Annotated in this window: 24 protein-coding genes and 1 pseudogene; 12 read left to right on the top strand and 13 right to left on the bottom strand. The window is 60.0% G+C overall.

Annotated features, from left to right (window positions below; all coding sequences use genetic code 11):
• The first annotated feature begins 24 nt into the window (after positions 1-24).
• From hutI to QOL84_RS17415, 9 genes are all read left to right on the top strand, one after another.
• On the top strand, positions 25-1,230 hold the full coding sequence (gene hutI / locus QOL84_RS17455) for an imidazolonepropionase (RefSeq protein ID WP_283437995.1): 1,206 nt from the start codon (positions 25-27) through the stop codon (positions 1,228-1,230).
• Between the two features lie 10 nt (positions 1,231-1,240).
• The gene (hutG, locus tag QOL84_RS17450) at positions 1,241-2,044 is read left to right on the top strand and encodes an N-formylglutamate deformylase (protein ID WP_283437994.1); all 804 of its coding nucleotides are present in this window, start codon (positions 1,241-1,243) and stop codon (positions 2,042-2,044) included.
• 220 nt (positions 2,045-2,264) lie between these two features.
• A complete protein-coding gene (pip, locus tag QOL84_RS17445; protein WP_064117068.1) occupies positions 2,265-3,236 on the top strand; it encodes a prolyl aminopeptidase in 972 nt (323 codons plus the stop codon).
• Positions 3,233-3,670, top strand: coding sequence for a D-aminoacyl-tRNA deacylase (gene dtd / locus QOL84_RS17440; RefSeq protein WP_283437993.1), 438 nt, complete (start codon positions 3,233-3,235; stop codon positions 3,668-3,670). Before pip ends, dtd begins: the two co-directional genes overlap by 4 nt.
• Before the next feature lie 431 nt (positions 3,671-4,101).
• Positions 4,102-5,913, top strand: a complete 1,812-nt coding sequence (locus tag QOL84_RS17435) for a glucan biosynthesis protein G (RefSeq protein WP_129387863.1) — start codon at positions 4,102-4,104, stop codon at positions 5,911-5,913.
• Entirely contained in the window at positions 5,906-8,476 is a 2,571-nt protein-coding gene (mdoH, locus tag QOL84_RS17430) for a glucans biosynthesis glucosyltransferase MdoH (RefSeq protein ID WP_283437992.1), read from the top strand. The genes QOL84_RS17435 and mdoH overlap by 8 nt, the downstream gene beginning before the upstream one ends.
• 375 nt (positions 8,477-8,851) lie before the next feature.
• Positions 8,852-9,649: a transporter substrate-binding domain-containing protein gene (locus QOL84_RS17425; RefSeq protein WP_034152980.1), complete on the top strand. Its 798-nt coding sequence runs from the start codon at positions 8,852-8,854 to the stop codon at positions 9,647-9,649.
• 138 nt (positions 9,650-9,787) lie between these two features.
• Positions 9,788-10,747 carry an amino acid ABC transporter permease gene (locus QOL84_RS17420; protein ID WP_053116625.1) on the top strand — a complete coding sequence of 320 codons (960 nt, stop codon included), beginning with the start codon at positions 9,788-9,790 and terminating at the stop codon, positions 10,745-10,747.
• Positions 10,740-11,474 (top strand): amino acid ABC transporter ATP-binding protein, encoded by a 735-nt coding sequence (locus QOL84_RS17415; RefSeq protein WP_283437991.1) that lies wholly within the window; start codon positions 10,740-10,742, stop codon positions 11,472-11,474. The genes QOL84_RS17420 and QOL84_RS17415 overlap by 8 nt, the downstream gene beginning before the upstream one ends.
• 122 nt (positions 11,475-11,596) lie before the next feature.
• Here QOL84_RS17415 and QOL84_RS29560 read toward each other — a convergent pair whose 3' ends face one another.
• From QOL84_RS29560 to ubiE, 11 genes and pseudogenes are all read right to left on the bottom strand, one after another.
• Positions 11,597-12,310, bottom strand: a complete 714-nt coding sequence (locus tag QOL84_RS29560) for a methyl-accepting chemotaxis protein (protein WP_430458735.1) — start codon at positions 12,308-12,310, stop codon at positions 11,597-11,599.
• A gap of 141 nt (positions 12,311-12,451) precedes the next feature.
• Positions 12,452-13,396 (bottom strand): annotated as a pseudogene (locus QOL84_RS29555) (methyl-accepting chemotaxis protein); the annotation flags it as partial.
• A gap of 316 nt (positions 13,397-13,712) precedes the next feature.
• The gene (locus QOL84_RS17405) at positions 13,713-14,420 is read right to left on the bottom strand and encodes a 16S rRNA (uracil(1498)-N(3))-methyltransferase (protein ID WP_283437989.1); all 708 of its coding nucleotides are present in this window, start codon (positions 14,418-14,420) and stop codon (positions 13,713-13,715) included.
• Positions 14,417-15,208 (bottom strand): twin-arginine translocase subunit TatC, encoded by a 792-nt coding sequence (gene tatC, locus QOL84_RS17400; RefSeq protein WP_083367258.1) that lies wholly within the window; start codon positions 15,206-15,208, stop codon positions 14,417-14,419. Before tatC ends, QOL84_RS17405 begins: the two co-directional genes overlap by 4 nt.
• Complete coding sequence (gene tatB / locus QOL84_RS17395) at positions 15,205-15,648, bottom strand: Sec-independent protein translocase protein TatB (RefSeq protein ID WP_283437988.1); 444 nt, start codon at positions 15,646-15,648, stop codon at positions 15,205-15,207. Before tatB ends, tatC begins: the two co-directional genes overlap by 4 nt.
• Positions 15,649-15,658: 10 nt before the next feature.
• Entirely contained in the window at positions 15,659-15,940 is a 282-nt protein-coding gene (locus QOL84_RS17390; protein WP_201235906.1) for a twin-arginine translocase TatA/TatE family subunit, read from the bottom strand.
• A 25-nt stretch (positions 15,941-15,965) separates the two neighbouring features.
• Complete coding sequence (locus QOL84_RS17385) at positions 15,966-16,298, bottom strand: phosphoribosyl-ATP diphosphatase (protein ID WP_003220849.1); 333 nt, start codon at positions 16,296-16,298, stop codon at positions 15,966-15,968.
• Complete coding sequence (gene hisI / locus QOL84_RS17380) at positions 16,291-16,692, bottom strand: phosphoribosyl-AMP cyclohydrolase (protein WP_007909357.1); 402 nt, start codon at positions 16,690-16,692, stop codon at positions 16,291-16,293. Before hisI ends, QOL84_RS17385 begins: the two co-directional genes overlap by 8 nt.
• A gap of 81 nt (positions 16,693-16,773) precedes the next feature.
• The gene (gene ubiB / locus QOL84_RS17375) at positions 16,774-18,378 is read right to left on the bottom strand and encodes a ubiquinone biosynthesis regulatory protein kinase UbiB (protein ID WP_123592978.1); all 1,605 of its coding nucleotides are present in this window, start codon (positions 18,376-18,378) and stop codon (positions 16,774-16,776) included.
• Positions 18,375-18,998 (bottom strand): ubiquinone biosynthesis accessory factor UbiJ, encoded by a 624-nt coding sequence (locus tag QOL84_RS17370; RefSeq protein WP_258677980.1) that lies wholly within the window; start codon positions 18,996-18,998, stop codon positions 18,375-18,377. Before QOL84_RS17370 ends, ubiB begins: the two co-directional genes overlap by 4 nt.
• Entirely contained in the window at positions 18,998-19,768 is a 771-nt protein-coding gene (ubiE, locus tag QOL84_RS17365) for a bifunctional demethylmenaquinone methyltransferase/2-methoxy-6-polyprenyl-1,4-benzoquinol methylase UbiE (protein WP_008080626.1), read from the bottom strand. The genes QOL84_RS17370 and ubiE overlap by 1 nt, the downstream gene beginning before the upstream one ends.
• A gap of 154 nt (positions 19,769-19,922) precedes the next feature.
• On the opposite strand from ubiE, the gene QOL84_RS17360 reads away from it, so the two are divergent.
• The 3 genes from QOL84_RS17360 (at position 19,923) to QOL84_RS17350 (ending at position 21,776) form a co-directional block, all read left to right on the top strand.
• Entirely contained in the window at positions 19,923-20,198 is a 276-nt protein-coding gene (locus tag QOL84_RS17360; protein WP_122599417.1) for a polyhydroxyalkanoic acid system family protein, read from the top strand.
• Between the two features lie 242 nt (positions 20,199-20,440).
• Positions 20,441-20,863: a phasin family protein gene (locus tag QOL84_RS17355; RefSeq protein WP_129387886.1), complete on the top strand. Its 423-nt coding sequence runs from the start codon at positions 20,441-20,443 to the stop codon at positions 20,861-20,863.
• 10 nt (positions 20,864-20,873) lie between these two features.
• Positions 20,874-21,776 carry a phasin family protein gene (locus tag QOL84_RS17350; RefSeq protein WP_283437987.1) on the top strand — a complete coding sequence of 301 codons (903 nt, stop codon included), beginning with the start codon at positions 20,874-20,876 and terminating at the stop codon, positions 21,774-21,776.
• A 255-nt stretch (positions 21,777-22,031) separates the two neighbouring features.
• Here the strand turns inward: QOL84_RS17350 and QOL84_RS17345 are convergent, their stop codons facing one another.
• Together QOL84_RS17345 and phaC are read right to left on the bottom strand one after the other, a co-directional pair.
• Positions 22,032-22,652, bottom strand: coding sequence for a TetR/AcrR family transcriptional regulator (locus QOL84_RS17345; protein ID WP_283437986.1), 621 nt, complete (start codon positions 22,650-22,652; stop codon positions 22,032-22,034).
• A gap of 30 nt (positions 22,653-22,682) precedes the next feature.
• Complete coding sequence (phaC, locus tag QOL84_RS17340; RefSeq protein ID WP_129387892.1) at positions 22,683-24,365, bottom strand: class II poly(R)-hydroxyalkanoic acid synthase; 1,683 nt, start codon at positions 24,363-24,365, stop codon at positions 22,683-22,685.
• Positions 24,366-24,374 lie beyond the last annotated feature (9 nt).

Below are 24,374 nucleotides of genomic sequence, written 5' to 3'. Positions count from 1 at the left end.
CACCAGCCCCAACGGAGGCCAACAGTGAAAACCCTCTGGCAACACTGCCACGTCGCAACCATGGCGCAGGGCGTCTACTCGATCATCGAAGATGCGGCCATCGTGACGTCCGGTGCGCTCATCGAGTGGATCGGCCCGCGCAATCAATTGCCGTCCGGCGAATACCCGGCGGTCAATGATCTGCAAGGCGCGTGGGTCACCCCCGGCCTGATCGACTGCCACACCCACACGGTGTTCGGCGGCAACCGCAGCGGCGAATTTGAAAAACGTCTGCAAGGCGTCAGCTATGCCGAAATCGCAGCGTCCGGCGGCGGCATTGCCAGCACCGTGCGTGCGACGCGTGAAGCCACTGAAGACGAGTTGTTCGCCAGCGCCGCCAAACGCCTGAAAAGCCTGATACGCGACGGCGTCACCACGGTGGAAATGAAGTCCGGCTACGGCCTCGATCTGGTCAACGAACGCAAAATCCTTCGTGTCATTCGACGCTTGCAGAAAGAGTTGCCGATCAGCGTGCGCAGCACCTGTCTGGCCGCCCACGCGCTGCCGCCGGAATACAAGGATCGCGCCGACGACTACATCGAGCTGATCTGCAGCGAGATGCTGCCGGCGCTGGCTGCCGAAGGTCTGGTCGATGCCGTGGATGCATTCTGCGAATACCTGGCGTTCTCCCCGGAACAGGTCGAGCGGGTGTTTATTGCCGCGCATAAACTCGGTTTACCGGTGAAGCTGCACGCCGAGCAATTATCGTCACTGCATGGCTCCAGCCTTGCCGCGCGCTATAAGGCGTTGTCCGCCGATCACCTGGAATTCATGGACGAGGCTGACGCCATGGCCATGGCCAAGTCCGACACCGTCGCGGTGCTGCTGCCGGGCGCGTTCTACTTCCTGCGTGAAACCCAGCTGCCGCCGATGGACGCCCTGCGCAAGCACAGGGTGAAAATCGCCATCGCCAGCGACCTCAATCCCGGCACCTCGCCGGCGCTGTCGTTGCGGCTGATGTTGAACATGGCGTGCACCTGTTTCCGCATGACCCCGGAAGAAGCCTTGGCCGGCGCGACGATTCACGCCGCGCAAGCGCTGGGCATGGCTGATACCCACGGCTCGCTGGAAGTCGGCAAGGTCGCGGATTTCGTTGCCTGGCACATCGATCGTCCGGCGGATCTGGCCTATTGGCTGGGTGGTGATCTGGACAAACGCGTCGTCCGTCACGGCGTCGAATCAAGTCTGTAGGAGAGCGGTTGTGGATAAGGTTCTGAACTTCAAACAAGGTCGCGTGCCGCTGCTGATCAGCATGCCGCATGCCGGCGTACGCCTGACGCCGGCGGTGGAAGCCGGGTTGATCGCCGATGCGAAAAGCCTGCCGGACACCGATTGGCACATTCCGCAGCTGTACGACTTCGCCGAAGAGCTGGGCGCGAGCACGTTGGCGGCTGAGTACTCGCGGTTTGTCATCGACTTGAATCGTCCGTCCGACGATAAACCGCTCTACGCCGGGGCGACGACCGGGCTGTATCCGGCGACGTTGTTCGATGGCATTCCGTTGTTCCGCGAAGGGCACGAGCCTTCGAAGGAAGAACGCGCGACGTATCTGGAGCAGATCTGGACGCCGTATCACCGCACCCTGCAAGAAGAGTTGGCGCGATTGAAGGCCGAGTTTGGTTACGCGCTGCTGTTCGATGCGCACTCGATTCGTTCGATCATTCCGCACCTGTTTGACGGCAAGCTGCCGGACTTCAACCTTGGCACCTTTAATGGCGCCAGTTGTGATCCGCAACTGGCCAGTCAGCTCGAAGCAATCTGCGCTGGCCACAGCCACTACAGCCATGTGCTCAACGGCCGCTTCAAGGGCGGCCACATCACTCGCCATTACGGTAATCCGGCGGAGAACATTCATGCCGTGCAACTGGAACTGGGCCAGTGCACCTACATGGAAGAGTTCGAACCGTTCCGCTATCGCGCAGATCTGGCGGAGCCAACGCGGGTGGTGTTGAAGGAGTTGTTGCAGGGCTATCTGGCCTGGGGCGAAAAACACTACCGCGGTTGACTCACCCCTGTAGGAGCTGCCGAAGGCTGCGATCTTTTGATCTTCTTTTGATTTTGAAAAACAAAGTCAAAAGATCGCAGCCTTCGGCAGCTCCTACAAAGGAGCAAGTTTTGATTCATGTCCTGAGCATGCTCATTGACGTAAATCGGGTTTATGATGCCCAACGGCAGAATAATAGATGTCCCCCCAGGGATGACCTCGACCCCTTACGGAGCGCGCAATGCAGACTTTGTTTCCGCAGATCAAACCTCACGCCCGGCACGATCTGGCTGTCGATGACACCCACACGCTGTACGTCGACGAAAGCGGTTCACCGGAGGGTTTGCCGGTGGTGTTCATCCACGGCGGCCCCGGCGCCGGTTGCGACGCCCAGAGCCGGCGTTATTTCGATCCGAACCTGTATCGCATTGTTACCTTCGACCAGCGCGGTTGCGGGCGCTCCACGCCGCACGCCAGCCTGGAAAACAACACCACCTGGGATCTGGTCGCCGACCTTGAGCGCATCCGCAAACATCTGGGCATCGACAAATGGGTGCTGTTCGGCGGCTCGTGGGGCTCGACCCTGGCGCTGGCTTACGCACAAACCCACCCTGAGCGTGTCCACGGTCTGATCCTGCGCGGGATCTTTCTCTGCCGTCCGCAGGAAATCGAATGGTTCTATCAGGCTGGCGCCAGCCGTCTGTTCCCCGATTACTGGCAGGACTACATCGCACCGATCCCGCTGGACGAGCGCGACGACCTGCTCAGCGCTTTCCACAAACGCCTGACCGGCAACGACCAGATCGCCCAGATGCATGCAGCCAAAGCCTGGTCGACCTGGGAAGGGCGCACCGCGACCCTGCGGCCGAACCCGCTGGTGGTCGATCGCTTCTCCGAGCCGCAGCGCGCATTGTCGATCGCGCGGATCGAATGTCACTACTTCACCAACAACGCCTTCCTTGAGCCGAACCAGTTGATTCGCGACATGGGCAAAATCGCCCATCTGCCGGGGGTGATCATTCACGGTCGTTACGACGTGATCTGCCCGCTCGACAACGCCTGGGAACTGCATCAAGCCTGGCCGAACAGCGAGCTGCAGGTAATCCGCGATGCCGGCCACGCGGCGTCGGAACCGGGTATCACCGATGCGTTGGTGCGCGCCGCGAGCAACATGGCCCGGCGCCTGCTCGATCTGCCGCCCGAAGAAGCATGAAGGGGCTTTTACAGCGCGTACGCGGTGCGCGAGTCGAGGTGGCAGGCGAAGTAGTGGGGGCGGTGGATCACGGTTTGCTGGTGCTGGTAGCGGTCGAACCCGACGACACGCGTGTCAGCGCCGACAAACTTCTGCATAAGCTGCTTAACTATCGTGTATTCAGCGACGCCGAGGGCAAGATGAATTTGTCTTTGGCGGATGTTGGCGGTGGGTTACTGCTGGTCTCTCAGTTCACCCTGGCTGCCGACACCAAAAGCGGGTTGCGACCGAGCTTTTCGACGGCGGCGCCTCCCGCGTTGGGCGAGGAGTTGTTCGACTATCTATTAAACAGAGCGAAACAGGTGCATGGCACTGTGGCATCAGGTAGATTCGGCGCCGATATGCAGGTGCATTTGGTCAACGATGGCCCGGTGACCTTTTTGTTACAGACCTGAAAGTGCTTGAAACACCTTTTTAGGAAATTTCGACTGTTTTTAGGGTGTTTTCGCGATAAATACTTTGTTACCCCTGATGCGTTGTCATGCGGGCTACTAGATAATCGCGCGCACTGGGATCAGCGTTCGCTGATCCATTTTTCACTTAGGTAGAGACTTGTCCGGATCCGATTGGGGAATCATTTTGCCCCAGCGGAGTCGGAACAATGCTCGCCAACCTGGTATGAGCGGTCTGTACGGCCATTTTTGCCAGCGTTATTTCGAGGGCCAGGGAGTCAGAGACAAGGCGCTGCGACGACTCATAGCTTGCTATGGGAAGGACCAGCAACGCAGTATCTGGCTCCCTGGAACCGAAATAAGCTGACAAAAATGGCCACACAGACGGCTTGCTGGCCGTTGGTTTATTGATCTGTTTTCGGCGAGGGTTGCTCGTGATTGTTAGTCCCTGTAATGCAGCAAAATTGTCTGCCAAACGCGTGCGAAGTGCCCTGGTAGCGGGTTCGGCGCTCCTGTGCCTGCTCAGCGCCGGTCAGCTTTGGGCGTTCAATCTTGACGATGTATCGGCCAAGGCTAAAGAGCTGGCCGGGCAAAAATTCGAAGCCCCGCGCAGCAACCTGCCGAACGAATTCCGCGACATGAAATTCGCGGACTATCAGAAAATCCGCTTCCTCACCGAAAAGGCTGAGTGGGCTGATCAGAAGACCCCGTTCAAATTGTCCTTCTATCACCAGGGTATGCACTTCGATACACCGGTGAAAATCAACGAAATCACCGCGAACACCGTCGAAGAGATCAAATACGATCCGAGTCGCTTCGATTTCGGCGACCTGAAATTCGATCCGAAAGCCACCGAACAACTGGGTTATGCCGGTTTCCGTGTGCTGTACCCGATCAACAAGGCCGACAAGCAAGACGAAATCATGACCATGCTCGGCGCGAGCTACTTCCGCGTCGTTGGCAAGGGTCATACCTACGGTCTGTCGGCCCGTGGTCTGGCGATCGATACCGCGCTGCCGTCGGGCGAAGAATTCCCGCGTTTCCGCGAGTTCTGGATTCAACAGCCGAAGCCGGGCGACAAGCATCTGGTGATCTTCGCCTTGCTCGATTCGCCACGCGCCACCGGTGCCTATCGTCTGATCCTGCGTCCGGGCAGCGACACCATTGTCGACGTCAAAGCGCAGATGTTCCTGCGTGACAAGGTCGGCAAACTGGGCATCGCGCCGCTGACCAGCATGTTCCTGTTCGGCGCCAACCAGCCGTCGAAAGTGCTCAACTACCGTCGTGAACTGCACGACTCCAGCGGTCTGTCGATCCATGCCGGCAACGGCGAGTGGATCTGGCGTCCACTGAACAACCCGAAACACCTGGCCGTCAGCAACTTCAGCATCGAGAACCCGCGTGGTTTCGGTCTGCTGCAACGTGGCCGCGACTTCAGCCACTACGAAGACCTCGACGATCGCTACGATAAGCGCCCAAGCGCCTGGATCGAGCCGAAGGGCGAGTGGGGCAAAGGCACCGTTGATCTGGTAGAGATTCCGACCGCTGACGAAACCAACGACAACATCGTTGCGTTCTGGAGCCCGGAAAAAATGCCGGAGCCGGGCCAGCCGCTGGACTTCGCTTACCGCATGCACTGGACCATGGACGAAGCGGCGATTCACGCGCCGGACAGCGCCTGGGTTTCGCAGACTTTGCGTTCGACCGGTGACGTCAAGCAATCGAACCTGATCCGTCAGCCGGACGGCAGCGTTGCCTACCTGGTCGATTTCGAAGGTCCATCGCTGGCCGCTCTGACGCCGGATGCCGACGTTCGCAGTCAGGTCAGCGTCGGCGACAACGCCGAGCTGGTTGAAAACAGCGTGCGCTACAACCCGGAAACCAAGGGCTGGCGCTTGACCCTGCGGATGAAAATCAAGGACGCGGGCAAGTCGACCGAAATGCGTGCTGCCCTGGTTCAGCCAGTCGTGACCGCTGATCTGGCGAAATCGGTGCCGGCGTCCAACTCGTCCGTCGCCAAGGCCGACAAGGTTGCCGCCAAGCAACAAGAGAAACTCGACAAGGAAGCCAAGGCAGCCGAGGCCAAACAAGCCGACGCCAAGCCAGCAGCAGATGCCAAGGACAAGGCCAACAAAGACGCCAAGCAGCCAGTTGCTGCCGACGCGGCCCCAGCCACACCGGAATCGGCACCGACTGAAGAAGTCCTGACCGAGACCTGGAGCTATCAGTTGCCTGCCGATGAGTAACTCTCAAGTACAGCCAGAGACTCTGTCCGAGTATCTGGCGCATCTGCCGATGACCGACGAGCAGCGCGCGGAACTCGCGGGCTGCCAGTCGTTCAGCGAGTTGCATGAACGCCTGTCGTCCTCGACGTTCGACGCCCCTGCCGAGGCCGCCCAGGCCTCGGTGGGCAAGCGCCTGACCCTGAGCACCGCCGAGGAACTTGAAGACGCCGAGATGCTGGTGCTCGACGCCAGCGGTCGCGTCAGCATGAAGGCGACGCCGCCGATCCGTCGGACCAAAGTCGTGCCGGAGCCATGGCGCACCAATATCCTGGTGCGTGGCTGGCGCCGGCTGACCGGTCGCACCAACCCGCCGCAGCCGCCGAAAGACGAAAACGTTCTGCCGGCCGCGCGCTGGCGTACCGTCGGTTCGATTCGTCGCTACATTTTGTTGCTGCTGATGCTCGGCCAGACCATCGTCGCCGGCTGGTACATGAAAGGCATCATGCCGTACCAGGGCTGGTCGTTCGTCGATCTTGACGAAGTCCTGCACCAACCGCTGCTGCAAACCGCCACGCAAGTGCTGCCGTATGCGCTGCAAACCAGCATCCTGATTCTCTTCGGGATTCTGTTCTGCTGGGTCTCGGCCGGTTTCTGGACGGCGCTGATGGGCTTCCTCGAGTTGCTCACCGGTCACGATAAATACCGTATCTCCGGCAAAAGCGCCGGCAACGAACCGATTGCCAAAGACGCGCGTACCGCGCTGGTAATGCCGATCTGTAACGAAGACGTGCCGCGCGTCTTCGCCGGTCTGCGGGCAACGTTCGAATCGGTTGCTGCCACCGGTGATCTCGATCGCTTCGACTTCTTCGTTCTCAGCGACAGTAACGACAGCGATATCTGTATCGCCGAGCAACAGGCCTGGCTGGACGTCTGCCGCGAAGCCAAAGGCTTCGGCAAGATCTTCTATCGCCGCCGTCGCCGTCGTGTGAAACGCAAGAGCGGCAACCTCGACGACTTCTGCCGTCGCTGGGGCGGTGATTACAAGTACATGGTCGTTCTCGACGCCGACTCGGTCATGAGCGGCGAGTGCCTGACCAGTCTGGTGCGCTTGATGGAAGCCACGCCGGACGCCGGGATCATCCAGACCGCGCCGCGTGCGTCGGGCATGGATACTCTCTATGCGCGCATGCAACAGTTTGCGACCCGCGTTTATGGCCCGCTGTTTACCGCCGGTCTGCACTTCTGGCAGCTGGGTGAATCCCACTACTGGGGTCACAACGCGATCATCCGCATGAAGCCGTTTATCGACCACTGCGCCTTGGCGCCGTTGCCGGGTAAAGGGGCATTCTCGGGTGCGATTCTGTCTCACGACTTCGTCGAAGCCGCGCTGATGCGCCGTGCCGGTTGGGGTGTGTGGATTGCCTACGACCTGCCGGGCAGCTATGAAGAACTGCCGCCGAACCTGCTCGACGAACTCAAGCGTGACCGTCGCTGGTGTCACGGCAACCTGATGAACTTCCGTCTGTTCCTGGTTAAAGGCATGCATCCGGTGCACCGTGCGGTGTTCCTGACCGGCGTGATGTCGTACCTGTCGGCGCCGTTGTGGTTCTTCTTCCTGGTGTTGTCGACCGCGCTGCTGGCGGTGAACACGCTGATGGAGCCGCAGTACTTCCTCGAACCACGTCAGCTTTATCCGCTGTGGCCACAATGGCATCCGGACAAGGCGATCGCACTGTTCTCGACGACCATCGTGCTGCTGTTCCTGCCGAAACTGTTGAGCATCATCCTGATCTGGGCCAAGGGCGCGAAAGAGTTCGGCGGCAAGTTCAAGGTGACCCTGTCGATGCTGCTGGAGATGCTCTTCTCCATGCTGCTGGCGCCGGTGCGGATGATTTTCCACACCCGTTTCGTGCTGGCTGCGTTCCTCGGCTGGGCTGCGACCTGGAACTCGCCGCAACGTGACGACGACTCGACGCCATGGAGCGAAGCGGTCAAACGCCACGGCCCGCAAACACTGCTGGGTTTCTGCTGGGCGCTGCTGGTGATCTGGCTGAACCCGAGCTTCCTCTGGTGGCTGGTGCCGATCGTCGGTTCGCTGATGCTGTCGATCCCGGTGTCGGTGATCTCCAGCCGTGTCGGTCTGGGCCTGAAGTCCCGTGACGAGAGCCTGTTCCTCATCCCTGAGGAATACAATCCGCCGCAGGCGCTGCTGGCGACCGATCAGTACACCCACGAAAATCGTTACCACGCCCTCAATGACGGCTTCGTCCGCGCAGTGGTCGATCCTCAGCAGAACGCTTTGGCGTGCTCGCTGGCGACCTCCCGTCATGGTCAGGCCGAACCGATCGAGTGGCTGCGTCAGGAGCGTGTGCGTCACGCGCTCAAGGTCGGCCCTGCCGGGCTGAACAACCATGATCGCCTGCAACTGCTGAGCGACCCTGTGGCTTTGGCGCGTTTGCATGAGCAGGTCTGGGCCGAAGGTCACGCAGAGTGGCTGGATGCATGGCGGGCGTCGGTGAAGGCCGATCCGCATGCGCCGCCATTACCATTGCGACCGCTGAGCCTGCAGGCTCAGCCGGCCTGATGAAGAAACCCCGCGATGTTGCGGGGTTTTTTTTGGCCTGCTGAAAAGCCCCTCACCCTAGCCCTCCCAGAGGGAGAGGGGACTGACCGAGGTGTCTGGCGCTCTCCGTCGACCTGAAACATCGTGTCGATTATGGATTCGGCAAATCCGATTCAGGTCGGCGTATCCCTGAAGCATCCCCCGATCGGCCCCCTCTCCCTCCGGGAGAGGGCTGGGGTGAGGGTGTGCTCTTGATCTTCAAACAAATCCCCGATTAAACCTTGTGCAAAAAAACGAGTGCGTTAGCATCCGTCCCCGAATTGGCGCGCCCGGGCTTTTTGGCCCATTTCTGTCGGTTTTTCGCGCCGCACACGCAATGGTTTTGGGGACTTGAAGATGAAGAAGTATCTGTCGATGCTGCTGGTCGGCGTCACGGCACTGGTTGCAGTCAATGCGGCGCAGGCTGGCGCAATCGATGACGCGGTCAAGCGCGGCACGTTGAAAGTCGGTATGGATCCGACCTACATGCCGTTCGAAATGACCAACAAGCGCGGCGAAATCATCGGCTTCGAAGTCGACATCCTCAAAGCCATGTCCAAGGCCATGGGCGTCAAGCTGGAACTGGTTTCCACCGGCTACGACGGCATCATCCCGGCGCTTATGACCGACAAGTTCGACATGATCGGCAGCGGCATGACCCTGACTCAAGAGCGCAACCTGCGCCTGAACTTCAGCGAACCGTTCATCGTGGTCGGCCAGACCCTGCTGATCCGCAAAGAGCTGGAAGGCACCATCAAGTCCTATAAAGACCTGAACACCGCTGACTACCGCATCACCTCCAAGCTCGGCACCACCGGCGAAATGGTCGCCAAGAAGCTGATCTCCAAAGCCAAGTACCACGGCTACGACAACGAGCAAGAAGCCGTGCTCGACGTGGTCAACGGCAAGGCTGACGCCTTCATCTACGACGCTCCGTATAACGTGGTTGCAGTGACCAAGGTCGGCGCCGGCAAACTGGTGTTCCTCGACAAGCCGTTTACCTACGAGCCTTTGGCGTTTGGTCTGAAGAAGGGCGATTACGACAGCCTCAACTTCATCAACAACTTCCTGCACCAGATCCACGAAGACGGCACCTACGATCGCATCCATGACAAGTGGTTCAAGAGCACCGAGTGGCTCAAGGACATGGAATAACGCGCATCCGCTGATCGTTCCCACGCTCTGCGTGGGAACGCATCCTGTGACGCTCCGCGTCACGATCAGGCAGGGACGCAGAGCGTCCCGAGCGGCATTCCCACGCAGAGCGTGGGAACGATCATCCGAGAACCTGCAATGAAACAGAAAAAAGCCCAATGGCCCTGGCACGTCCTCACCGTGTTGGTGCTGGTCGGCCTCGCGGGCGCGTTGTATTACGCGACGTCGCTGATGTCCTACGAATGGCGCTGGAACCGTGTGCCGCAGTACTTCGCCTATCAGGCCGAAGAAACCCAGCGCGCCGCTGACATTTCCACCGTCACCGAACTCGTGCGCAAGGGCAGCAGCGCGCAAGTCACCCTGCGCAACGACGCTGGTGACGAGCAGCACCTGACCGTCGACGAGAACAGCCTGCAATTCGCTCAGGGCGACGATGTGGCCGAAGGCGACGTCGTGGGGGTCACTCGCCATTGGGCGGCAGGGCCGCTGTTGTGGGGGCTGTGGACGACGCTTTGGCTGTCGGTAGTGTCCGGAATTCTCGGGTTGCTCATTGGTCTGGTCACCGGCCTGTGCCGACTGTCGAACAACCCGACCTTGCGCGACCTCTCGACCATCTACGTCGAACTGGTGCGCGGCACGCCGCTGCTGGTGCAGATCTTCATTTTCTACTTCTTCATCGGCACGGTGATGAACCTGTCCCGCGAGTTCGCAGGGATCGCCGCGCTGTCGCTGTTCACCGGCGCCTACGTGGCCGAGATCATTCGTTCCGGTGTGCAATCGATCGCCCGTGGCCAGAACGAAGCGGCACGCTCGCTCGGCCTGAGTGCCGGTCAGTCGATGCGCCACGTGGTGTTGCCGCAGGCGCTGAAACGCGTGCTGCCACCGCTGGCCGGGCAGTTCATCAGTCTGGTCAAGGACACCTCGCTGGTATCGGTGATCGCTATCACCGAACTGCTGAAAAGCGGCCGTGAAGTCATCACCACCTCGTTTTCGCCGTTCGAGATTCTGTTCTGCGTTGCCGGCCTGTACCTGTTGATCAACCTGCCGCTGTCGAAAATCGCCAGCCGGCTTGAGCGGAGGCTCGCGCAAAGTGATTGAAGTCCGCGATCTGGTAAAAGTCTTCGACACTCGTGGGCAAGTGGTGCGCGCGGTGGATAACGTCAGCACCACGGTGGCCAAGGGTGAAGTGCTGGTGGTGATCGGTCCGTCGGGTTCCGGCAAGTCGACCTTCCTGCGCTGCCTGAATGGCCTGGAGGAGTTCGACTCCGGCTCGGTGAGCATCGACGGCCTGCAACTGGCCGACCCGAAAACCGACGTCAACGCCTACCGCCGTGAAGTCGGCATGGTCTTTCAGCATTTCAACCTGTTCCCGCACATGACCGTGCTGGAAAACCTCTGTCTGGCGCAGAAAGTCGTGCGCAAGCGCGGCAAGAAAGAGCGCGAGGCCAAGGCCATGGAATTGTTGAAAAAGGTTGGCATCGCGCAGAAGGCCAACGAGTTTCCGTCACGCCTGTCCGGCGGTCAGCAACAGCGCGTGGCAATTGCCCGGGCGCTGGCGATAGAGCCGAAGGTGATGTTGTTCGATGAGCCGACGTCGGCGCTCGACCCGGAAATGGTCGGCGAAGTGCTGGACGTGATGAAGAACCTGGCCGTGGAAGGCATGACCATGGTTTGCGTGACCCACGAGATGGGTTTCGCCCGGGAAGTGGCGGATCGGGTGTTGTTCTTCGATCACGGCAAACTGCTGGAAGATGCGGCGCCGGCGGAGTTCTTTGATGCGCCGAAAGATCCGCGTGCCCAGGCCTTCCTGCGTCAGGTCTTGTAGTACCAGATCGTTCCCACGCTCCGCGTGGGAATGCCGCCCGGGACGCTCCGCGTCCCTTTGTATGCGCGACGCGGAGCGTCGCAGGATGCATTCCCACGCAGAGCGTGGGAACGACCATTGGGCTAGACCTTGAAGCGCCCCACCAGCATTTGCAGATGCGTCCCCAGACGTGCCAGCTCAACGCTCGACGCCGCGGTCTCTTCGCTCGCCGCCGAGGTCTGATCCGACACGTCCCGCACATTCAGCACGCTACGGTTGATCTCTTCAGCCACCGCGCTCTGCTGCTCGGCCGCTGCGGCAATCTGCTGGTTCATCGCCTGAATCGCTGACACCGTGCGGGTAATGCTTTCCAGCGAACCGCCGGCGCGGCGGGTCAATTCGACGCTGCTGTCGGTCAGGGTGCGGCTGTTGTCCATGATCGTTGCGACTTGCTGGGTGCCGTTTTGCAGGCCGATGATCAGCTCTTCGATCTCTTCGGTGGACTTCTGCGTGCGCTGAGCAAGGCTGCGCACTTCATCGGCAACTACAGCAAAACCACGTCCGGCTTCACCGGCACGCGCGGCTTCGATAGCGGCGTTGAGCGCCAGCAGGTTGGTTTGCTGGGCCACGGATTTGATCACGTCGAGGACGCTGCCGATCTTGTCGCTTTCGCGCTTGAGTTCGCCCATCGCTTCGGTGGAGTGACCGACTTCAACCGCCAGGCGCTCGATCTGTGCGATGGCTTCGCCGACGACCTTGTCGCCTTCACGAGCCTGTTGGTCGGCAGCCACGGCCGCTTCGGAGGCTTCCTCGGCGTTGCGCGCGACTTCCTGCACGGTGGCGGCCATTTCGTTCATGGCGGTGGCGACCTGATCGGTCTCGATCTTCTGATTGTTGACCCCGGCGCTGGTCTGTTCGGTGACGGCCGACAGCTCTTCAGCGGCACTGGCGATCTGGGTGACGCCATCGCTGATCCCGCCGATCAAGTCGCGCAGGCCTTGGGTCATGCTCTGCATCGAACGTTGCAGCTGGCCAAGTTCGTCGCGGCGCTGGGAAACCAGGTTGTGGGTCAGATCGCCAGCGGCGACGCGCTCGGCAACTTTCAGGGTCTGGTTCAGCGGGATGATGATCTGACGGGTGATCGCCCACGCCGCCAGCAGGCCGAACGCCACGGCCAGCAGGGTGGCTATGATCAGCATGTTCTTCGCGTGAGCGGCGTCGGTGTCGCGCACCACGGTCTGCGATTCGGTGAGCTTCTTGCTGACGTCGAGCAGGATGTCGCCTTGCGTCGCCATCTGCACCTGAGCCCTGGCGTTGTTGACCTGCGAGTCGCGGAACTGGCTGACCGCAGCGCGATAGGCTTTGATCGAATTGGTGGCCTGTTGCAGGTTGGCGATGTGCTGCTCCGGCAGTTTCGCCGGCAGGCTGTCCAGATTTTTCAGCGCGTTGTCGATGGCGTCCAGCGCCGGTTGCTCGGCGTCGGCCTTGCCGCTGTAGGTGTAGCCGCGAACCTGATAGCGCGCCTGTTGCAGCAGTTTGCTCAGCTCGATCACGCTGTTGAATTGCGCGACGCTGTCGCCTTGCAGCATGGATTTTTCCACTTCGGCGACTTTCGCCACAGCGTTGTCGGCGCTGGCGCCGAGCTTGCTGCGCGCGTCTTCACGCTGCACGGTGGCCTGGGTCATGTCGGCAAAGGCGCGCTTGTATTCGGCGACGGCGGCCAGTTGCTGATCGACCATGGCGGCGTCGGACGGCTGTTCAATCAAGCCGCGCGCAGTTTGCAGGCCGCTGCCGAGTTTGCCGAGCAGCTCGTTCACCGCGCCAGGGCCTTGCTCGCCACGGCGCGCTTCATAGTCAAGGCGCGCCAGGCGCAGGTCCTTGGTCAGCTCATTGAGGCTGGAGATGAAACCGAGCTTGTCGCCACGGCTGATGATGCCGCTCATGCCGGTCCAGCCGGTGAAGGTGATCAGCAGCGTCAGCAACAGCACCAGGCCGAAACCGATCCCCAACTTGCGTTTGACGCTGACATTTCCCAGATTCTCGGCTAACCAACGGTACATGCGACAACTCCCCGACCACTAATTGGACTTATGGGGACTGTATCGGCTGGAAGATGGCAATCTGTAACACCATTTATCCGAGACGCCGCCATCCTGTAGGAGCTGTCGAGTGGAACGAGGCTCCGATCTTTTGATCTTGCTTCTAAAAAACAACATCAAAAGATCGCAGCCTGCGGCAGCTCCTACAGGGGGATTGGGGTTAGAAGAGGCGGGCGAGGAGGGCGGTGACGGCGGTTTCGACGCGCAGGATACGCTCGCCGAGTTGCACCGGTTGCAGGCCGGATTTACCCAGCAGGTCGATTTCGTAAGGGATCCAACCGCCTTCGGGACCGATCGCCAACGTGACCGGTTCGCTCAGGGCGCGTGGGCACGGCGGATAGTTGCCGGGGTGGCCGACGAGGCCGAGGGTGCCGTCGGTAATTGCTGGCAACCGATCTTCAACAAACGGCTTGAAGCGTTTCTCGATGATGATCTCCGGCAGCACCGTATCGCGGGCCTGTTCCAGACCGAGGACCAGTTGCTCACGGATCGCCTCAGGATCAAGAAACGGCGTCTGCCAGAAACTCTTCTCGACCCGATAGCTGTTGACCAGAATGACCTTCGAGACGCCCATGGTCGCCACGGTCTGAAACACCCGACGAAGCATTTTCGGGCGCGGCAGCGCCAGCACCAGCGTCAGCGGCAGCTTGGCCGGCGGTGGCTGATCGAGGGTTACGCGTAATTCCGCTTCACCCGGTTCCAGGCGCAGCAACTCGGCCGACCCCATCAGGCCGTTGATGCGCCCAACGCGCAGGCTGTCACCGACTTCCGAGCGGTGAACTTCCTGCATATGGGTCAGGCGGCGATCACGCAGCACCACGCGGTCGGCCGCAATGAAATCGGCCTCTTCGAGCAACAGCAGGTTCATGCCTGGGTCGCTGGCGGCTGGTCGTTGTGGTCGTCGGCCGGGGTTTCGTCCGGGCGTTCGCGCTTGCTGATCAAACCACCGAACAGAATGCCGATTTCAAACAGCATCCACATCGGCACGGCCAGAAGGGTCTGCGAGAAGATGTCTGGCGGCGTCAGAATCATGCCGACCACGAAGCAGCCGATGATCACGTACGGGCGGATTTTCTTCAGGTATTTGACGTCGACCACGCCGATCCACACCAGCAGGACCACGGCCACCGGAATCTCGAACGCCACGCCGAAAGCGAAGAACAGCGTCATGACGAAATCGAGGTAACTGGCGATGTCGGTCATCATTTCCACGCCGGCCGGGGTGGCCGCAGCGAAGAATTTGAAGATCAGCGGGAATACGAAGTAATAAGCGAACGCCATGCCGGTGTAGAACAGCAAAATGCTGGAGACCAGCAGCGGCACCGCGATGCGCTTCTCATGCTTGTACAGGCCCGGCGCGATAAAGCCCCAGATCTGATGCAGGATCACCGGGATCGCGAGGAACAGCGAGACCATCATCGTCAGCTTCAGCGGCGTCAGGAACGGCGACGACACATCAGTGGCGATCATCGTCGCGCCAACCGGCAGGTACTGGCGCAGCGGCGTCGAGACGAAGGTGTAGATCTGCTGGGTGAAGGCGAACAGCCCGGCGAAGATGATGAAGATCGCCGCCACACAACGCAGCAGGCGGGTGCGCAACTCGGTGAGGTGCGAAACCAGCGGCATGTGCTGGTCGTTTTCGGGGAGATCGCTCATGGGGCTCGCGGCGGCAGAGTAGGGTCGTGAGGCGCTGGTGTGATCGGCGCGGCGGTTGGCGCAACGTGTTCAACAGACTGTTCCACAGCGGCTGGCGCCGGTTCTGTCGGTGCTACAACGGCAGCAGGTGCAGGAACTGCAGGCGCATGAATCGTCTGCTGCCCGACATGCTCAACCGGCGTTGGCTCTTGCTGAACCGGCGTGAAAATCTTCCGCGCCTCCTGCTCCAGCGACAGAATGTGCTCGTTGTGCAGTTGCCGACGAATCTCGTCGGCACCGATTTCACGTTCAACTTCCTGTTTGATCGCGTTGAAGCTGCGCTTTAGCCGTCCAACCCACAGGCCAGCGGTGCGCGCAGCGCCCGGCAGACGCTCGGGGCCTAGCACCAGCAGGGCGACGAGGCCGACGAGCAGCAGTTCAGAGAAGCTGATACCAAACATTAGTCAGTGCTCACACGTCTTTGCGGATCGGCTCTTCGACTTTCTGCGCCTGCACGTCAATGGTGTGCGGCGGGTTGGCCTGAGCGGTGGCTTGCGGCTGCACCGGTGGCACTGGCTGCGCCGGCGTCACGGTTGGATCAGCGGCAGATTTTTCGTCGTCGTTCATTGCTTTGCGGAAGCCCTTGATCGACTCGCCAACGTCGGTGCCGAGGTTTTTCAGTTTCTTGGTGCCGAACACCAACACCACGACTACCAGAATGACGATCCAGTGTTTCCAGTCAAAAATGCCCATGTTGCTGTTCCTCTCTAAAAATTGTTCAGGCGGACGGACGCGAGGCTTTCTCGACGTGTCCGGACAGGCCGAAGCGGCGATCCAGTTCATCCAGCACAGCCTGCGGATGCTGCCCCAGTTGGGCGAGCATGACCATGCTGTGGAACCACAGGTCGGCGGTCTCGTAAATCACATCGCTGCAGTCGCCACTGATCGCGGCATCCTTGGCGGCAATAATGGTTTCGACCGACTCTTCGCCGACTTTCTCCAGAATCTTGTTCAAACCCTTGTGATACAGACTAGCTACATACGAGCTGTCGGCGGCTGCACCTTTGCGCTCTTCGAGCACTTGCGCCAGGCGGGTCAGGGTGTCACTCATGTTTGTGTCCTGCGGAATAGATAGCGTGCGGGTCTTTCAGAACCGGGTCGACGGTTTTCCAGTCGCCGTTTTCAAAGACGCGATAAAAGCAGCTTTGACGGCCGGTATGGCAAGCGATGTCGCCGATCTGTTCAACCATCAGGATGATCACGTCGGCGTCACAGTCCAGACGCATCTCATGCAAGGTCTGTACATGGCCGGACTCTTCGCCCTTGCGCCACAGCTTGCCACGCGAACGTGACCAGTAGATGGCACGGTTTTCCGCAGCTGTCAGTTCCAACGCTTCGCGGTTCATCCAGGCCATCATCAGCACGCGTCCGGTCTTGTGATCCTGGGCAATCGCCGGCACCAGGCCATCAGCGTCCCACTTGATCTCGTCCAGCCAGTTTTTCATCTTCGACTCCGACAGCGAACCCCACACTTCAATAGTCGGGTTCAGGCATTGAAACAGTGTGCCAGCCGATCACGAAACTGGCTATCGGCGAACGACCAGATACAAGCCGACTGCCACCATGATTCCCGCCGGCCAATGCCCCAATTCGTGCAACGGGCCACCGAGGGCGAGGATCACCCCACCGGCCAGATGCGCGCAACCGAGCAGGCGCAGGAACCAGTCGTCCTTGCGTTTATGCCACGGTGGCGGTGGATCGTAGGCGTGTGGCTGGGACATGCGTTCGAGCAGATCGCGGGCCATGTTGGCCAGGTGCGGCAGCTGTTCGAACTGGCTCTGCACGTTGCCGAGCAAGGCTTTCGGGCTGACGCGTTCGCGCATCCAGCGCTCCAGAAACGGCTGCGCGGTGTTCCACAGATCCAGGTCCGGGTACAGCTGACGGCCAAGGCCTTCGATGTTCAGCAGGGTCTTTTGCAGCAGCACCAGTTGCGGTTGCACTTCCATGTTGAAGCGCCGTGCGGTCTGGAACAGGCGCATCAGCACCTGGCCAAATGAAATATCTTTTAACGGTTTTTCGAAGATCGGTTCGCAGACGGTACGGATCGCCGCTTCGAATTCATTGAGTTTGGTTTCTGCCGGCACCCAGCCCGAATCGATGTGCAACTGCGCCACGCGACGGTAGTCACGCTTGAAGAAGGCGAACAGGTTGCGCGCCAGATAGTCCTGGTCTTCCGGGGTCAGGCTGCCGACGATGCCGCAGTCGATCGCGATGTATTGCGGGCTCCACGGGTTGACGGTGCTGACGAAGATGTTGCCCGGGTGCATGTCGGCGTGGAAAAAACTGTCGCGGAACACTTGGGTGAAGAAAATCTCCACGCCACGCTCGGCGAGCATTTTCATGTCGGTGCGCTGGTCGGCGAGGGTCGCCAGATCCGTCACCTGAATGCCGTAGATGCGCTCCATCACCAGCACTTTCGGCCGGCACCAGTCCCAATAGACTTGCGGCACATACAACAGCGGCGAACCTTCGAAGTTGCGCTTCAACTGGCTGGCGTTGGCCGCCTCGCGCAGCAGATCGAGTTCGTCGTAGATGGTTTTTTCGTAGTCCTGCACCACGTCGACCGGGTGCAGCAGACGCGCGTCGGCAGAGACTTTTTCGGCAGCGCGGGCGAGGATGAACAGCCACGCCAGATCCTGCGCGATGATCGGCTTGAGGCCCGGGCGGATCACCTTGACCACCACTTCTTCGCCAGTTTTCAGCTGCGCGGCATGCACCTGCGCCACAGAGGCCGAGGCCAGCGGTTCGACGTCGAAGCGGCTGAACACGTCGCTGATTTTCTTGCCCAGTTGCTCTTCGATCAGCTTGATCGACAGCTGCGAATCGAACGGCGGCACACGATCCTGCAGGTGCATCAGCTCATCGGCGATGTCTTCCGGCAGCAGGTCGCGGCGGGTCGAAAGAATCTGCCCGAACTTGATGAAAATCGGCCCGAGATCCTGCAACGCCAGACGCAAACGCGCGCCCCGGCTCAGATCCAGCGGCTTGCGCGGGAACCAGCGCCACGGCAGCACATAGCGCAGCGCCAAGAGAAACCACGGCAACGGCAGATCGAACAGCAGGTCATCGAGGCGGTAGCGGATCACGACGCGCTGGATGCGCAACAGACGGCGGACGGCAAGCAGCTTCATGCGTTATCGCTTGGGTCGAGGGATCGGGAAAGGCGCTCGAAACGCGCCTCGAGACGTTCCAGATCAAGTTTGATCCGGTCCAGTTCGCTGAAGCGCGCTTCGGCTTCGCGCTGCCCGACGAGGGTGCGCGATTCTTCGGCGAGGTATTCGGCGAGATTCTGGTTGAGGCTGGCAAATCCTTGTTGATACCAGCGTGCGCGGCTGCGCAGATGACCGCCAATCAGTTGCGTGGCGACAGGTCCCAGCCAGCGCGAGAGTTCGTACTCCCAGTCCAGCTCAAGATCCTGCAACACGCCGGCCAATTCCAGCAGCACGCCGCTGTCGCCATCGAGCTCGACTTCCGGGGCGTGCAACACCGCAGTCTTGTCTTTGCTCACGGCCAGTTTCAGCAGGCTGGATGCCGGGGCACGCAGGGTGCAGTCGACACCGGTTTCCCAGTGCGAGGCCAGCATCAGACCTTCGTCGCTCGGCAGGATGAACAGTTGCAGTGCCGGGCTGCGGCAGTCGACGGCAATCACCTTGCCGGTCAAATGCGCCAGCCGCGGCAGCGCCGTGCTGTCGAGACGCAGCACCCGGTTGAGGCCGAGTTCAACGCTGGCGAGCAGCCCGGTGAGCAACATCAGGGCTTGATGCCACGGTGCAGGGCGACGATGCCTGCGGTCATGTTGTGATAGGTCACGCGGTCGAAACCGGCGTCGACCATCATCGACTTCAGGGTTTCCTGATTCGGGTGCATGCGGATCGATTCGGCGAGGTAGCGATAGCTTTCCGAGTCGTTGGTGATCAGCTTGCCCATCAGCGGCATGAAGGCGAACGAGTAAGCGTCGTAGGCTTTCGACATCAGCGCGTTGGTCGGCTTCGAGAACTCCAGCACCAGCAGACGACCGCCCGGCTTGAGCACGCGCAGCATCGAGCGCAAGGCGTCTTCCTTGTGCGTCACGTTGCGCAGGCCGAAGGCGATGGTCACGCAGTCGAAGTGGTTGTCCGGGAACGGTAGTTTTTCGGCGTCCGCCTGAACGAATTCGACGTTGCCGGCGACACCCAGATCGAGCAGGCGGTCACGGCCGACCTTGAGCATCGATTCATTGATGTCGGCCAATACCACCTGACCGGTCGGGCCGACCAGGTGCGAGAATTTTTTGGTCAGGTCGCCGGTACCGCCGGCGATGTCCAGCACGCGGTTACCGCTGCGCACACCCGACAGTTCGATCGCGAAACGCTTCCACAGACGGTGCATGCCGCCCGACAGAAGGTCGTTCATCAGGTCGTACTTGGCGGCTACCGAGTGGAAAACCTCAGCGACTTTTTCCGCTTTCTGGCTTTCCGGAACGTTTTTGAAGCCGAAGTGAGTGGTGGGTTCGGCATCGCTGCCTTTGCGCTGATCAGTCATATCGCTGTCACCAAAAGAGAATGCGCGACATTCTAATCCCCAAGCCATGCTTTGTCTTGGAATGGCTAAAGGTAAGATGGGCGACCTTCGGGACGATTTGCCGCAGCAGCGGTCAAGATTTACCGACACCTATTGATCAATCAGGAGGCATTCAATGGCCAAAATCAGTGTTGAACGTGCCCACAACCTGGGTAAGGAAGCCGCCCGCGAGAAGGCCGACAAGCTCGCGCAGAAACTTTCCGAGCAATATGGCCTGGAGCCGCAATGGTCCGGCGACACCCTGAACCTCAAGCGCTCGGGCGTGAAAGGCGCGGTGCATGTGGCGGACGATTCGATCAAGGTCGATGTTGAGCTGGGCATCATGATGTCGGCCATGAGCGGCATGATCAAAGCCGAGATCGAGAAAGCCCTCGACAAAGCTTTGGTCTGATTCCCGCTTGAAACGCGATTCCCTGTAGGAGTGAGCCTGCTCGCGATAGCGGTCTGTCAGTCACTGGAATGTTGATTGACAGACCGCTATCGCGAGCAGGCTCACTCCTACATTTGTTTTGTGGTGCTCCCTCTGTTCATGTCAGTTGTTAGGGTGCCGTTTCTAATTTTTCTACTTACTTTGTGCATGAGCCCGACACTTGTCCGGGCAGTTCCTCAAACCTTCTGCGCGTGAGGTGCACCATGGCCAAAGTAATTTTGAAGAAAAAAATCGACGCTTCGACTTCTGCTCTGAGCGACGTCAAATCCTATGCCCGCAAGATCTGGCTGGCAGGCCTGGGTGCCTACGCCAAGGTCGGCCAAGAGGGCAACGAGTACTTTCAAGAGTTGATCAAAGCTGGTCAAACTGTTGAAAAGAAAGGCAAAAAAGCCGTCACCGAAAAACTCGAAGCGGCCAACGCCGAGATCGATGAAGCCAAGGGTGAAGTGAGTTCATTCAAAGGTCGCGTCGAAGTTCAGCTCGACAAGGTCGAGAAGGCGTTCGACTCCCGTGTAGCAAGCGCCTTGAATCGTATCGGCATTCCGTCTAAACATGACGTTGAGACACTCTCTGCTAAGCTCGATGAGCTGACGGCATTGCTCGAACGCGTCGCGCGTAAATCTTAAGGAGAACGGGATGGCTGGCAAAAAGACTACTGATAAAAAAGATAGCAGCTCGTGGGTCGGGAAGGTCGAATCCTACTCCCGCAAAATCTGGCTGGCTGGTTTAGGCGTGTACTCGAAGATCGACACTGACGGCAGCAAGCTCTTCGATACATTGGTCAAAGACGGCGAGAAAGCCGAGAAGCTCACCAAGTCGGCAGTTGGCAAGAAAGTCGATGCCGCCAAGGACTCTGCTACCTCGGCCAAGTCGCGCATCAGCGGCGTGAAAGATCGCGCACTGGGCAAGTGGGACGAGCTGGAAGGGGCTTTTGACAAGCGCCTGAACAGCGCGATTTCGCGCCTCGGTGTACCGAGCCGCAATGAAGTCAAAGCGCTCAACAGCAAGGTCGACACACTGACCAGACAGATCGAAAAACTCACCGGTCTGAAAGCTCAGCCTGTGGCGGCGAAAACCGCTGCTGCCAAGCCTGCAGCGAAAACTGCGGCGGCCAAACCTGCTGCTAAAACGACGGCCAAGCCACTGGCCAAGGCAGCGGCTAAACCTGCCGCGAAAACTGCTGCCGCCAAGCCAGCAGCAAAAGCTGCAGCCAAACCGGTTGCCGCCAAAGCCGCCGCCAAACCGGCAGCAAAACCTGCGGCCAAAACCGCAGCGAAGCCTGCGGCCAAGCCAGCAGCGAAAACTGCTGCCGCGAAGCCGGCTGCCAAGCCTGCAGCGAAACCTGCTGCGGCGAAAAAACCGGCAGTGAAAAAACCGGCCGCACCGAAAGCCGCTGCACCGAAACCGGCCGCGCCTGCTGCAGCCAAGCCGGCCACTCCGGCAGCTCCGGTGAGCGCGTCGAACTCCGCCGCAGCACCGACTCCGGTGGCTACCCCGACTGTTGCATCGACGCCGTCGACGCCAACCAGTCAGTCCTGATTTATCAGGGCAAAACAAAACGCCCGGCCTGTGAAGGTCGGGCGTTTTTGTTTGTGCGTTTTAAAGCTTGCCCTCACCCCAGCCCTCTCTCGGAGGGAGAGGGGGCCGACCGAGGTGTCTTACGCCATACATCGACCTGAAAGACCTTATCGATTATGGATTCGGAAACGCACTATCAGGTCGGCGTAAATCTCAAGCATTCCCCGATCAGTCCCCTCTCCCTCCGGGAGAGGGCTAGGGTGAGGGGCTTTTGATTCAGTCATGATCTTCAAGGTACTGCAGGGCCATTCGCTCTGTCGCCACTTTCACCGGCGGCAACAGATGCGGCGCCACCAGCATCATGATCTGATAAACCACCAGCCTCACTTCCCCCTCACGATCCAGAATCCGCTGATAATCCAGCGAAAACAGCAGCGTCATGGTGATCTGCTCCACCAACTGCCCCAACGCCTGGGTATCACTGACCAATTGCCCCCCCGCCTTCAACCGCGCCAGCAACGACGCCAGCGTGCGCTTCAATGCATTGAGCAGATTGCGAATGCCCTTGGCCAGTTTCGGCAAGCGTCCGGCGAGGTTCGACAGGTCCTGAAACAGGAACCGATACTGCGCCAGCCGCTCGACGATCAAATGCAAAAACAGCCAGTAATCCTCCGGTGCCAGCTCGACATCCGATGGCGGATCCAGCAGCGGCGCCAGTTCATTCTGGAAGCGTTCGAACAACCCGAGAATCAGCGGTTCCTTGCCATGGAAGTGGTAGTAGAGGTTGCCCGGGCTGATCCCCATTTCGTTGGCCACCTCCATGGTGGAAACGTTCGGCTCGCCCTTTTCGTTGAACAATTGCAAAGCACATTCGAGAATCCGGTCGCGGGTTTTCATCCAGTCTTCTTAGAAAAGTTCGGTTAAGCGTCAGCGCACACGCACGTAGGTACCGGGCGCTGCCTCCATCGGTGGATAGTTAGGGTTGCCGAGGGTGAACGAGGTTTCGTGCTGCGCGCCGGAGCGCTGTTGAATCCATTCCAGCCACTGCGGCCACCAACTGCCATCGACGTGCTTGGCGTCGTAGTACCAGGCGCGTGGATCGCTGCTCATCTTGCCGTTCTCGACGTACGCGGCTTTCGGGTTGCTCGGTGGGTTGAGAATGCTCTGCACATGGCCGCTGTTGGACAGCACGAAACGTCGCTCGCCGCCGAGCAGCAAGGTCGAGCGATACACTGCATCCCATGGCGTAATGTGGTCGTTCATGCCAGCGACGCTGAAGCTGTCGACGGTGACTTTCTGCAGGTCGATCGGCGTGCCACAGACTTCCAGGCCACCCGGATGGGTCAGCGGGTTGTGTTTGAAGAAGTCCAGCAAGTCGCCGTGAAACGCCGCAGGCAGGCGGGTGTTGTCGTTGTTCCAGTAGAGAATGTCGAACGCCGGCGGCTCTTTGCCCAACAGGTAGTTGTTGACGAAGTAGCTCCAGATCAGATCGTTGGGGCGCATCCAGGCGAAGACTTTGGCCATGTCGCGACCGTCGAGCACGCCTTTCTGATAGGAACGACGCTTGGCGGCTTCGAGGGTTTGCTCATCGGCAAACAGTGTGGCCGAGGTTTCGATTTCACTGTCGAGCAGGCTGACCAGATAGGTCGCACTGGAGACCCGACGCAGTTGCCGCTTGGCCTGCAAATGCCCTTGCAGCGCGGCGATGGTCAGCCCGCCAGCGCAGGCACCCATCAGGTTGACCTCGCGGGCGCCGGTGATCGCCCGGCAGATGTTCATTGCCTCCTCCACCGCCTCGACGTAGGTCGACAGGCCCCATTCGCGATGGCGCACATCCGGGTTACGCCAGCTGATCATGAACGTCTGCAAGCCGTTCTTCAGCGCGTACTGGACGAAGCTGTTGTGCGGGCTCAGGTCGAAAATGTAGTACTTGTTGATTTGCGGCGGCACCACCAGTAGCGGCTTGGCGTACTGCTTTTCGCTCATTGGCTTGTACTGGATCAGCTCAAGCAAATCGTTGCGAAACACCACTGAGCCGGTGGTGGTGGCGACGGTCTTGCCGACCTCGAAAGCCTGTTTGGTCACCTGGCGCGGCAAACCGTCGTTGTGCAGCAAGTCATCGAATAAATGACTGAGGCCGCGCACCAGACTGTGGCCGCCGGAGTTGAAAAGCTCTTTCACCGCCAGCGGATTGAGCAGGGTGTTGGACGGCGCCACCGCGTCGTTGAGCAGGGTGAAAGCGAAGTGCGCGCGAGCGCGGTCTTCCGGGTTCATGTCGCTGTCGTCGATCCAGCTTTTGACCTGCTTCTGCCAGGCCAGATACGCCTGCAGGCTGCGCCGGTAAAATGGGTTGAGGCTCCACGCCGGATCAGCGAAACGGCTGTCCTGTGGATTGGTCGGGTGCAGGGTTTCGCCGAGCAGCACGCGGCCCAGTTGGCCGCCGAGTTTCAAGGCGTGTTTTGCGCTATGAATCGGGTTGCGCAAACCATGGGCGGCGACGCTGCGCAAGGTCGAGATCAGGTCCCGGCCACGCAGGCCGGTGATCGCACTTTGTGCGTTGATGAACACGGCGGGGCTGGGCACTCCGCCCGTCGCTGGTTTGTCGCGCATGACTCAACA

Origin of the sequence: Pseudomonas helmanticensis (assembly GCF_900182985.1) — a bacterium.
Taxonomy (GTDB): domain Bacteria; phylum Pseudomonadota; class Gammaproteobacteria; order Pseudomonadales; family Pseudomonadaceae; genus Aquipseudomonas; species Aquipseudomonas helmanticensis.
Note: the sequence above shows the minus strand (reverse complement) of the source record. Positions and strands in the feature narration are given on the sequence as shown.